The sequence below is a fragment of the Paenibacillus pectinilyticus genome, from assembly GCF_001700435.1.
Classification (GTDB): domain Bacteria; phylum Bacillota; class Bacilli; order Paenibacillales; family NBRC-103111; genus Paenibacillus_E; species Paenibacillus_E pectinilyticus.
Genome location: NZ_LYPC01000025.1, coordinates 124,264 through 136,538, shown reverse-complemented (window position 1 = coordinate 136,538; position 12,275 = coordinate 124,264). Strand labels below are relative to the sequence as shown.

General features: G+C 48.1%; 10 protein-coding genes. All 10 read right to left on the bottom strand.

Annotated elements, in window-relative coordinates; genetic code table 11:
- Positions 1–29: 29 nt before the first annotated feature.
- Positions 30–1,226 (bottom strand): acetylornithine transaminase, encoded by a 1,197-nt coding sequence (locus A8709_RS20505; RefSeq protein ID WP_065854598.1) that lies wholly within the window; start codon positions 1,224–1,226, stop codon positions 30–32.
- A 180-nt stretch (positions 1,227–1,406) separates the two neighbouring features.
- Positions 1,407–2,531 (bottom strand): RNA-guided endonuclease InsQ/TnpB family protein, encoded by a 1,125-nt coding sequence (locus A8709_RS20500; protein WP_065854596.1) that lies wholly within the window; start codon positions 2,529–2,531, stop codon positions 1,407–1,409.
- A gap of 25 nt (positions 2,532–2,556) precedes the next feature.
- Positions 2,557–3,330, bottom strand: a complete 774-nt coding sequence (argB, locus tag A8709_RS20495) for an acetylglutamate kinase (RefSeq protein ID WP_065854693.1) — start codon at positions 3,328–3,330, stop codon at positions 2,557–2,559.
- A 35-nt stretch (positions 3,331–3,365) separates the two neighbouring features.
- Entirely contained in the window at positions 3,366–4,592 is a 1,227-nt protein-coding gene (gene argJ, locus A8709_RS20490; RefSeq protein WP_065854594.1) for a bifunctional glutamate N-acetyltransferase/amino-acid acetyltransferase ArgJ, read from the bottom strand.
- 31 nt (positions 4,593–4,623) lie between these two features.
- Complete coding sequence (gene argC, locus A8709_RS20485) at positions 4,624–5,673, bottom strand: N-acetyl-gamma-glutamyl-phosphate reductase (RefSeq protein WP_065854592.1); 1,050 nt, start codon at positions 5,671–5,673, stop codon at positions 4,624–4,626.
- A 536-nt stretch (positions 5,674–6,209) separates the two neighbouring features.
- Positions 6,210–7,079 carry a YitT family protein gene (locus A8709_RS20480; protein ID WP_065854590.1) on the bottom strand — a complete coding sequence of 290 codons (870 nt, stop codon included), beginning with the start codon at positions 7,077–7,079 and terminating at the stop codon, positions 6,210–6,212.
- Between the two features lie 141 nt (positions 7,080–7,220).
- Positions 7,221–8,334, bottom strand: a protein-coding gene (gene prfB / locus A8709_RS20475; RefSeq protein ID WP_141692602.1) for a peptide chain release factor 2 whose coding sequence is annotated in 2 segments (ribosomal slippage) — positions 7,221–8,261 and positions 8,263–8,334 — 1,113 coding nt in all. Because the reading frame shifts where the segments join, the coding sequence is not laid out codon by codon here.
- 53 nt (positions 8,335–8,387) lie between these two features.
- Positions 8,388–10,907 (bottom strand): preprotein translocase subunit SecA, encoded by a 2,520-nt coding sequence (secA, locus tag A8709_RS20470; RefSeq protein WP_065854587.1) that lies wholly within the window; start codon positions 10,905–10,907, stop codon positions 8,388–8,390.
- 292 nt (positions 10,908–11,199) lie between these two features.
- Positions 11,200–11,748 carry a ribosome hibernation-promoting factor, HPF/YfiA family gene (gene hpf, locus A8709_RS20465; RefSeq protein ID WP_065854585.1) on the bottom strand — a complete coding sequence of 183 codons (549 nt, stop codon included), beginning with the start codon at positions 11,746–11,748 and terminating at the stop codon, positions 11,200–11,202.
- Positions 11,749–11,917: 169 nt separating this feature from the next.
- On the bottom strand, positions 11,918–12,115 hold the full coding sequence (locus A8709_RS20460) for a cold shock domain-containing protein (protein WP_028556842.1): 198 nt from the start codon (positions 12,113–12,115) through the stop codon (positions 11,918–11,920).
- Between the last annotated feature and the right edge of the window lie 160 nt (positions 12,116–12,275).

Here is a 12,275-nt window from a genome sequence, read left to right as displayed (position 1 = left end):
TGATCCAACCTCTCTACTGTTAACTTCGGTTAGACGCCGCTGATCGTGGATGCCTTCTGGGAGAGGACACCGCACACGACTTCTAACGCCTGATCCAAATCTTCTTGCGGTATCGTTAACGCCGGCACCAAACGAATCACGTTAGGTCCTGCTGGAATAACTAACACGCCTTGCTTGTGGATCTCGCTAATGATTTCGGCACTTGGCTGTGCACATTCAATACCAATGAGCAGGCCAATGCCACGAATGCTTTTCACTAACGGATTGCCCGCCAGCTTGCTTTCCAACTTCTTAACCGTGTACTCACCAAGCTCAGCCGCACGTTCCGATAAGTGGTTATCAAGAATGGTGCTTAACGTCGCATGAGCCGCTGCGGTTGCAATCGGAGTCCCACCGAACGTTGAACCGTGACTGCCTGCGCTGAACGCTTCAGCCAAGTAGCCTTTGCTCAGCATAGCACCAATCGGGAAGCCACCGCCAAGACCTTTGGCCAATGTGAAAATGTCCGGCTCTACGCCATAATGCTCGTAGGCAAATAGTTTACCCGTACGGCCTACACCCGTCTGGATTTCATCCGCGATCAAGAGCAGATTATGCTCTTTGCACAGCTCAGCAAGCTGCTTCACGAATGTTGGATCCGCCGGCAATACACCGCCTTCGCCTTGTACGAATTCCAGCATAACGGCACACGTACGATCGTTCACGAGGCTGCGAACGGACTCGATATCGTTATAGTCCGCATATACGAAGCCTTCAGGAAGCGGAAGGAAACCTTCCTTTACTTTGTCCTGACCGGTAGCGGTTAATGTAGCAATCGTGCGCCCATGGAAGGACATGTTGAACGTGATAATCTCGTAGCGCCCGTTGTTCAGCACTTTTTGCGAGTAGCGGCGTGCGATTTTGATCGCCGCCTCATTCGCTTCCGCACCTGTGGAACAGAAAAACACAGCATCCGCACAGCTATTGTCTGTCAACAAACCAGCCAACTTTTCCTGATTCGGAATATGAAATAAGTTACCCACATGCCAAAGTTGATCCAATTGCTCGATCAATTTCTCTTTAACTCCTTGTGGTGCATGCCCAAGCGCTGCTACAGCGATTCCGCTCATCATGTCGATGTATTCCTTGCCTGTGTCATCCCACAGTCGGCTGCCTTCACCTTTCACTAGCGTAATCGGATATCTGGCGTAGGTTGGAAACAACGAGCTTTTTCCTTGTTCTGTCATGTACATTCCCGTTGCCAAGAACTTATAAAAAGGTATAAAACAAATATTAGATTATAAGTTTTGTTTGCTTCCTGTTTCAATGTGTCCGATTTTGCCAAAGCTACTCTCGTTTGGTATGACACTCCACAGGCGTAAATTCGGATGCAACGCGTCCTACATATTAGCGTTAACAAGTAAGTGTTAGATCGCTAATTGTAACCCGTAATTCGCAAGATTGATCGAAGCATTCAAGTCCCTATCTATACGTAATCCACAAGAGCAGTTGTAAGTTCGCTCAGATAGTTTTAAGTTTTTCTTCAATGCTCCACAACGGGAACATAATTTAGAAGAAGGATACCACCTATCAGCTTCCACAAGTTCAATTCCATACTTCTCACACTTGTAGAATAACTTTACTTTAAAGTCATGCAACTTCTGCTCTGCTATAGCTTTAGATAGATGCTTGTTCTTCATCATTCCGCTTACATTCAAATTTTCAATAACTACCTTCAACGGTTTGGTTTTCACTATTGAATTTGTTACTTGGTGAATTTGATTGTTACGAATGTTAGCTAACTTCCGATGTAGCAAACGTATTTGTTTTTCCTGTTTTATAATGTTGCTCGTCTTGACGAAACGGCTTCCCTCCTTATTATTCTGATATTTACGGGAAACGCTCCGTTGCAACCTGCCAAGGCGTTTCTTTGTCTTGCGTACTGTCTTGGTCTTATTTATGTTTTCATGCTTGATACCATCTGAGCGAACGGCAAATTCCTTTACACCAACGTCAATGCCAAGTACTACATTCGTAAGTTCAACCTTAGTAAGCCTCTCTTCAAATCCCACAGACAAGTACCAGTACTTTCCATCAAAGCTCACTCGCGGCTGAGTGTAATTTGTGTTCATTGGAAGTGATTCCACCGTTTCTACCCAGCCTACTTTCTCAATCAACACAAGATCATCTTTGATTTTCAATTTTACATTGTCATTGTAAAAAGCAGGTTTAGACTTTCGTTTACTCTTAAACTGTGGGAAACTCGCTTGTTTCTTGAAAAAACGTTTAAACGCATCACATGCATCTTTTACTGCTTGCTTTACAACATTATTAGACACTTCATATAGCCAAAAATATTCTTCTGTCTGCTTTAAGACTGTTAGTTCTTTTCTCAATTCTCCATCAAATAAGAATTTTCCACTTTTCTCATAATTTTCTCGCTGTCTTGATAAGGTCCAGTTGTAAGCCCACCTTGCCGTACCAACGGATTTCCAAAGTTGATGCTGTTGTTCTGGCGTTGGCAACAGCCTAACTTTCTTCGCTAGAATCATCAACAAGCAACTCCTTTATGGGGGATTACCGTACAATGCGCGTGCCAATGCCCTCGCCTTTCAAAACCTTGCTCAACACGTTCGGTTCCGAACCATTCACGATAACCACTTCTTGCACTTGCCCTTGTATACAAGCAATCGCTGCACGAACCTTCGGGATCATGCCGCCATAGATGTCGCCACTTGTGATCATTTCTTCAATCTCTGCTACGCTGACGACAGGGAGCACTTGCTTCTCGCCATCCACGACCTTCATGATGCCGGGAACGTCTGTCACAACAACCATCTGCTCCACACCGAGGAGGTGAGAAGCTACAGCGCCAGCCGCCGTATCGGCGTTAATATTGTACCGTTGTCCGCCATCTGCGCCAAGACCAACCGGCGCAATAACCGGAATGTAGCCCATGCCAACAATGCCTTGAATCAGCTCCGCGTTCACCTTCGTCACATCGCCTACAAGACCAACTTCATGACTGTTTGCTACAGGCTTCGCTTCGATCAAATGTCCATCCACACCGGACAAACCAAGTGCTTTCGCACCCGTTAGCTGAATCCGGCGTACGATTTCTTTATTAATCTGACCGGATAGCACCATCTCGACCACGTCGAGCACCGCCTCCGAAGTTACGCGCAAGCCATTCACGAAACCAGACTCAATGCCTAACTTCCCTAACGTGTCCGATATCGCAGGACCGCCGCCATGCACGATCACGGTGACGATGCCTTCCTCCTGAAGCTGACGCATATCTTCAAAAAAACTTGTGGGCAGCGCCGCAAGCGTGCTGCCTCCGCATTTCATCACAAAGCAATTGTTCTTCACTGCTGTTTTCCCCCTTACGTCCGATATGCCGCATTGATGCGCACATAATCATAGGTCAAATCGCAGCCCCAGCCCGTTGCTTTGCCTTCGCCCATATGTAAATTCACGTGAATTTGAATCGTATCTGTTTTCAAATAAGCCAGTGCCGCTTCCTCGTCGAACTTCACGGGACGCGACTGCTCCAAAACTGCGATATCGCCCAGGCGAATATCGACCGTGTTCACGTTCACCGGCTGCCCGGAGTAACCGACAGCCGCAATGATCCGGCCCCAGTTCGCGTCAGCACCGTATACAGCTGATTTCACGAGGCTCGATCCGATGATCGACTTCACGATCTTACGCGCTGCATCGTCGCTCTCCGCGCCGATAACCGTCGTCTCGATCAGCTTCGTCGCGCCTTCGCCGTCGCGAGCAATCGCTTTGGCGAGGTATTCGCCAACGTATTGGAACCCTGCCGCGAAAGCTTCCCAATCCGGGTGCCCCGGATGCAAGGATTCGCCGCCAGCAAGCCCGCTTGCCATCACCACGACCATGTCGTTGGTGCTTGTATCTCCGTCAACAGTGATCATGTTGAACGTGTTATCTGTAATCCTGCTTAGCAACAACTGCAGGTATTCGCTCTCAATCGCAACGTCGGTTGTCATGAAACCGAGCATCGTCGCCATGTTCGGGTGAATCATCCCCGAACCTTTGGCCGCTCCGGCAATGTGCACCTCTTTGCCGCCAACTACAACACGGACGCACGTCATCTTCTGCACGAGATCCGTTGTCAGGATCGACTGGCAGAAGTCTTCGCCGCCGTCCAGCTTTAACTTCGCAGGCAGTTGCTCGATGCCGCTCAGCACTTTGCCCATCGGCAGAAGCTCGCCGATGACGCCTGTGCTCGTCACGCCGACGTGGTGCTCTTCCACGCCAAGTGCCTTCGCACTTGCCGCGCGCATCGCGCGAGCGTCGTCTTCGCCTTGCTGGCCCGTGCACGCGTTGGCGTTGCCGCTGTTCACGATCATCGCCTGCAGCTTGCCGCTGTGGGCGATGCTTTCTTGCGTCACGCGCAGTGGCGCCGCTTGGAACGCATTCAGCGTGTACACGCCTGCCGCTGATGCTGGTACATCACAAAGGATCGCGCCAAGATCGTAGCGCTCCGTTTTCTTTAATCCGCAGTGCAGTCCGCCTGCACGAAAGCCCTTCGGTGTTGTTACTGTGCCCTCTGGCACAACAGTAAAGCTAACTTGATCCGACATGGTCGTTCTCTCACCTATCCTTATCTTCTAATTATGGATATACCGGTGCGAACAACAAACCTGTCGTCTCGTCCCAGCCTTGCATAATATTTAAATTCTGAATCGCTTGGCCTGCAGCGCCTTTCACGACATTGTCGATGACCGACACGATCGTTACACGCTTTGTGCGCTCATCCACAGCGAAGCCGATATCGCAGTAATTCGAGCCTGTTACTTCTTTCGTTGAAGGATATTTCCCTAGCGGGCGAATCCGCACGAATTTGCGGCCTTCATAGTACTGGCGATACTTCTCGATGAACTCCTCAGCCGTATGCTCACCCGTTAGCGTTGCATACATCGTCGCCATAATCCCACGCGTCATTGGCACAAGGTGCGTCGTGAACGTCGTCACAACCGGTTTCCCTGCAATGCGGCTCAGCGCTTGCTCAATTTCCGGGATGTGTTGGTGCTTATTTATTTTGTAAGCCGAGAAATTCTCATTCACTTCGGAGTAGTGCGCGCCTAAGCTCAAACCACGACCCGAACCGGATACACCGGATTTGGCATCAATAATAATCGTCGACGGATCGATCCATCCCGCTTCAACCGCAGGAATAAGACCTAGCAACGATGCTGTTGGATAACAGCCTGGGTTAGCGATCAGATCGCTGCCCTTTACTTCGTCGCCGAACACTTCGGAAAGACCATAGATCGAACGAGCCAAAGCTTCTTCCGAAGCGGCAGGTTTTTTGTACCATTTTTCATAGTCGCTAGCGGACTTCAATCTCAAATCCCCCGAAATATCAATAACTTTCAGGCCCGCAGCCAATAGCTTAGGTGAAAGTTCTGCACTTACGCCAGCTGGTGTTGCCAAGAACACAACGTCTGCTTTGCCAGCAATCAGCTCAACATCGAGGACATCAAGGATATCCACAACGATTTCCTGCAAATGTGGAAAATGCTCCGCCAAAGGCGCTCCCGCATTCGATGTTGATATCACGGATGTGATGTGAACGAGTGGATGCGCCTGCAAAAGACGAATCAACTCCGCACCACCGTATCCTGTAGCTCCAATAATAGCCGCTCTTATACTTTGATTCATATCCATGCCCTCCCGATGTTCCGAAAATATATGTATTATTATACATTCGTATACATAATAATTCAACGAATTTTTTTGCAAGTCGCGTGCGGCCAAAATCGCTTCCCAGCAAGTCATTTCAAGGCTTTTATCCGCATAAATCGACGAATTTATAGTTATCTGAATAGTCAGACTACATTGTCTTATATACACAATATGCATCAATTTTACGCAAGACGTGCATAAAAGTGTAGTAAGCACTTCCGCATCCACTTCAGCTCAACTTCATCATTATCCCAAATTCAAGAGTGCGAAGGCAAATTCTGTTAGTACCTTTCTAGTTATGCACATACGAATGTGCGCAGTGTGGATAAATTAGGAGATTATGCACACTTTGCCAACAACTTATCCACAATTTGAAAAACCATCAGGAAAAAGTGCTCCCAATGGTCTTATAAGTTCTTCTGATTTTGGATTCTCACTAACCAATCCCAGCCGCTCGTGCCCCTAACTTCTGACTCCTTGCCCCTGCTCTTAAAAACTCCAACCAACCCGTATCACGCGTGACGCTTGAACCCTTCGCCCAACACCTCATTCGTTTCGCTCAAAATAACAAAAGCCTGCGGATCCACCGATTGCACCAGTGTTTTCAACCGACTAACTTCATTCTGCTTCACGACCACCATCATGACGGTACGAGATTCCCCCGTAAACCCGCCAGATCCGCTAAGTTCCGTTAAGCCGCGATCCAAATCGTATAAAATCGCCTTACGAATGGCATCCGTATGATCTGAAATAATAAAGGCCACCTTCGCATAATTGAAGCCGAGCTGTACGATATCGATGGTCTTCGTCGTGACAAATAAGCCGATCATCCCGTATAGGGCATTCTCTGGTGTGAACACCAGTGCGGATGAGATAATCACCAACCCGTCGAACACGGCTACAGAGAAGCCAAGACTCAAGCCCGAATACTTGTGCAGCAACTGAGCAGCAAGCCCTAATCCACCTGTGGATCCCCGCCCTTTGAAGACGACACCTAGACCGAGGCCAACGCCCATTCCCCCATATACAGCAGCTAGCAGTGGATTATGGGTAGGTACGCCCAAGTGGCTGGTGACCAATACACAGAATGGGAAAATAATCGACCCCACAATGGCCTTAATGCCAAATTTCCCTCCGAGCAGCCACAACGCTAATAGTAAAATCGGAATGTTCAGCGCCCACTGCGTGTACGCTGGCGTTATTTTCGCCACTTGCTGCACGATCGTGGATATCCCTGAAACACCGCCCGTCGCAATTTGGTTCGGGTTCAAAAAACTATTAAAACTTGCTGCCATGATCAGCGATCCGACCAGCAGCAATATGTATTCGAATACGGTATGTGTCGGGCTTCCGATCCGTATGCGTGGTTCTTTTCTGGACACGAGTGGTCCTCCTTCGTTCGTTTACATGAAAAATCCTACACCCATTAGGTGTAGGATCAACGTTTATGACGTGATACATGCATGGGGCCTGCAAATCAGCTTGCCCGGCATGCATGATTTCGTTGGTAGTATAAGCTAACGTTACTCAGGCTTACGAATTTGGTGACGCAGATACGCATCAATGAAGGTGTCGAGGTCGCCGTCCATGACGGCTCCAACGTTCCCCGTCTCCGCCGAAGTTCTATGATCCTTCACCATGCTGTAAGGATGGAAAACGTAGGAGCGAATCTGGCTGCCCCACGCAATATCAGACTGCTCGCCGCGAATCTCGGCCAGGTGCTTCAATTGCTCTTCGATCTTCCGCTCATAGAGCTTGGAGCGAAGCATCTTCATCGCTTTCTCGCGGTTCTTGATCTGCGAGCGCTCTTGCTGACAGCTCACCACGACACCAGTCGGAATGTGCGTAATCCGCACAGCCGAGTCCGTGGTGTTGATGTGCTGACCGCCGGCGCCGCTCGCGCGGTACGTATCGATCTTGAGATCCTCGGAGCGGATCTCACCTACGTCAGTGTCGTCTTCGATCTCTGGCATGACGTCACATGATGCAAAAGACGTGTGACGACGGCCAGAGGCGTCGAACGGCGAGATCCGAACGAGTCGATGCACGCCCTTCTCGGCCTTCAAATAGCCATAGGCATTGAAGCCTGTGATCTGCAGCGTGACACTCTTCACGCCGGCTTCGTCGCCCGGCAAATAGTCGAGCACCTCGACTTTGTAGCCCCGCTTCTCCGCCCAGCGGCGGTACATGCGCAGCAGCATCTCGGCCCAGTCCTGCGACTCAGTGCCGCCAGCACCTGGGTGCAGCTCAAGGATCGCATTCAGCCGGTCATACGGCTGATTAAGCAATAGACCCAGCTCGAAGGACTCGAGCTTCTTCACTAGAGCCGCAATGCCGGTCTCGATGTCTTTCACGAGTTCCGCATCGTTCTCCTCTTCCTCGAGCTCAACCATGACCTGAAGGTCATCGAATGCGTTCGAGAAGCCTTGGAACTCCTCAACGACGCTCTTAATGACGTTGAGGTCCGCGATCGTCTTCTGGGCGCGTTCGTTATCGTCCCAGAAGTCCGGCGCTCCCATTTTTTCCTCGAAGTCGCCAATCGCTTCTAGCTTATGATCTAAGTCAAAGAGACCCCCGTAATTCGGTTAGTCGCTTTGCTGTTTCTCTTAAGTCTTGCTTTACTTCTGGTTCTAGCATGTCTTACACCTCTTTATTCTGCTTGTACCTAGACCCTGAGCTGTTAAGCGATCTTACATCCCTTGTCCGTGGCACTGCTTGAATTTCTTCCCGCTGCCGCATGGGCATGGGTCGTTACGTCCGATACGCTGCTCATCGCCGCGTACGACCGGCTTTTTACCGCCTGCTTCATTCTTCGTGTCGACAGCCTGACCTTCCGCCACCGCTTGGCGCTCCAGGTTGCTCTGTACATGTGCTTTCATGATGTACATCGCTACTTCTTCACGAATGTTATCGATCATCTCTTGGAACATCTCGAAGCCTTCGAATTGGTACTCACGAAGCGGATCTGTACCGCCGTATGCACGAAGGTGAATACCTTGGCGCAGTTGGTCCATCGCATCGATGTGATCCATCCATTTGCTATCAACCGCACGAAGAGCTACGACTTTTTCAAATTCACGCATGAATTCTGTGCTAATCTCGGATTCACGCTCGTCGTAACGTTTGCTCACCAGCTCTTTGATCTGCTCGATGATCTCATCTTGCTCTTTGCCCCACAGATCTTGATCCGTGATTTGAGCTTCCTCATGCAACAAATTGTTGTTCACGAAGTTAGCCACTTCATGCAGTTCCCACTCTTCCGGAATTTGTTCTTCTGGACAGTGTGCTTTCACAATGCGCTCGATTACGGCACTGATCATACCCTCAATCACTTCACGGATATTCTCAGACTCCAGCAGCTCGCGGCGCTGTTTATATATAATTTCACGTTGTTGATTCATAACATCATCATATTGCAGGACGACTTTACGCACGTCAAAGTTGTTACCCTCAACGCGTTTTTGTGCGGATTCCACAGCACGAGAAATCAACTTACTTTCAATCGGCTGATCCTCTTCCATACCAAGACGGTCCATCATCGCCATAATATTTTCAGCGCCAAAACGTTTCATCAATTCGTCCTCTAAAGAGAGGTAGAACTGGGAGGAACCAGGGTCACCTTGACGTCCTGCACGCCCGCGCAGCTGATTATCAATCCGTCTGCTTTCGTGACGTTCTGTACCTATGATATGCAAACCGCCCGCATCATGTACGCCTTCGCCGAGTACGATGTCCGTACCACGACCTGCCATATTCGTTGCAATCGTCACCGATCCAGGCTGACCTGCACGAGAAACGATTTCCGCTTCTTCCGCATGATACTTGGCATTCAATACTTTATGTTGAACGCCTTTCTTCTTCAACAACTCTGAAAGCCGCTCTGAGTTCTCAATCGATACGGTACCGACCAGAACAGGCTGATTCAGCTTATGACGCTCTACGATTTGCTCAACGACCGCTCTGAACTTACCGTTCTCCGACTTGTACACAACATCCGGCAAATCCTTACGGATCATTGGACGGTTCGTAGGTACGATAATAACTTCAAGGCCGTAAATTTTCTTAAGCTCTTCCTCTTCCGTCTTCGCCGTTCCTGTCATACCCGCCAGCTTGCGGTACATCCGGAAGTAGTTCTGGAACGTAATCGTAGCAAGTGTCATGCTCTCATTCTGAACTTCTAATTGCTCTTTGGCCTCAATAGCTTGGTGCAACCCATCACTATAGCGACGACCTGTCATAATACGGCCTGTAAATTCATCAACGATCATAACTTCTTCATCTTGAACTACGTAATCCACATCACGTTTCATAATGCAACGCGCTTTGAGCGCTTGTGTGATGTGATGGTTGATCGTTACATTTTGATGATCAAATAAGTTCTCAATACCAAAAGCTCGCTCAGCCTTCGCAACGCCTTCTTCTGTCAGCGCCACGGATCGTACTTTAATATCAATCGTGTAGTCTTCTTCTTCCGTCAGCTTCGCCACAAAGCGGTCTGCTGAGAAGTAAAGATCTGTCGATTTCGCAGCTTGTCCTGAAATAATCAATGGAGTTCTTGCTTCATCGACTAGAATGGAGTCAACCTCATCGATAACTGCATAGTAAAGCGGACGTTGAACCATCTGCTCTTTGTACAACACCATGTTGTCACGCAGGTAGTCAAACCCGTACTCATTGTTCGTGCCATACGTAATATCGCAAGCGTAAGCCGCTTGTTTCTCTTCATGCGATAAATCATGCAAGTTAACACCAACCGTCAAGCCGAGGAACTGATAAATTTGACCCATTTCAGCACTATCCCGTTGAGCCAAATAGTCATTGACCGTTACGACGTGCACGCCTCTACCTAGCAAGGCATTCAAATAAACAGGGAGTGTTCCAACGAGTGTTTTCCCTTCCCCTGTTCTCATTTCCGCGATACGGCCTTCGTGCAGCACCATACCCCCAATGAGTTGAACGTCGTAATGACGTTTGCCTAATACACGGATCCCCGCTTCTCTGACAACTGCAAAAGCCTCAGGCAATAAATCATCGATTTCTTCGCCTTTCTCAAGACGTTCTCTGAACTCGATTGTTTTCCCTCTTAACTCTTCATCGGACAGCGGCTTAATGCTTGCTTCTAGCTCGTTGATGTAGTCAACGGCCTTGAGCATCCGTTTAATCTCCCGTTCATTGGAATCACCAAAAATTTTCTTCACTAGTCCTAGCATCGGTGAACCCCTTTCCATTGCTTTCGTATCCTTAAATTGTACCACTTATGACAGTCTTGTCGCAACAAACGAGCGATCTCTTCCTCTTAAAACCAATGGAAATAGGACTTAGCAACCATGTATTCCTGTATTTCTTAGTATGAAAAGGATACGCCTCTAACATGCATACGAGATCCTTAACTTTGTCTGCTATAGGAAAAAGCTTAATTCGATGAAATCGAATTAAGCTCTTGATCATTTTTTGTATAGGAATGTTAATGAATTTGCTAGGCTTATGGGGTATAAGGGCACCTTACATGGCCGGTTCGATCAAACCATACTTGCCGTCATCCCGTTTGTACACGACGTTGACCGTGTCTGTGTCCATATTGGAGAATACGAAGAAGTTATGACCTACCATATTCATTTGGAGAATGGCTTCCTCCACGTCCATCGGCTTCAAATTAAAGCGTTTGTTTCGAACGAGCTCGAAATCCTCTTCTTCTTCCATGTAGCTGGCTGCCGCGGCTTCTACTTTGAATAGATCACGCTTGCCGCCTTCTTGGCGAATCTTACGGTTCGTTCTTGTTTTGTGCTTACGAATTTGACGCTCTAATTTGTCCACAACCAAATCGATGGATGCGTACATGTCTGTGTTGCGTTCCTCTGCTCTCAGCAGCACGCCTGTTAAAGGGATGCTGACCTCAATGGCTTGAAGACCTTTAACCACACTTAGCTTTACTTGTACATCAGATGTAAGGGGAGCTTCAAAATACCTCTCTAGTCTATTCAACTTCTTGTCGACGTAGTCTCTGAGGGCTTCAGTAACTTCAAGGTGTTCTCCGCGAATGCTAATATCCATAGTTAAACATCTCCCTTCCTTCTTACATTATACTACATTCCACTCCATCTTCATAATTCCTTTAAATTCCGAGCTTCTTTTTCGTTACAAAAAAACACCCCAGGAACGATTCCCGAGGTGTGTCTCATTCATTGTGTATGCGATCGGCACAGTTCCCCGTGCCAAATAATTATAGTCTGCTTACGTTAGCAGCTTGTGGTCCGCGAGCGCCTTCCACGATGTCGAATTCAACGGCTTGACCTTCGTCCAGCGTTTTGAATCCTTCGGATTGGATTGCTGAGAAATGTACGAAAACATCCCCGCCATCTTCACGCTCAATGAAACCATAGCCTTTTTCTGCGTTGAACCATTTAACTTTACCTTGCATAACGTACACATTCCTTTCGTTTTAAAAAATATAAATATGAGTCCAAAACAAAATGTAAGCCCTTACTTTTTGACTATAACACCTCTCCGCTTGGCCTGTCAAATTCAAACTTTAAGTAAAATGAATATTTAGAAAATTCACGTATATACAAGCCGTGGAT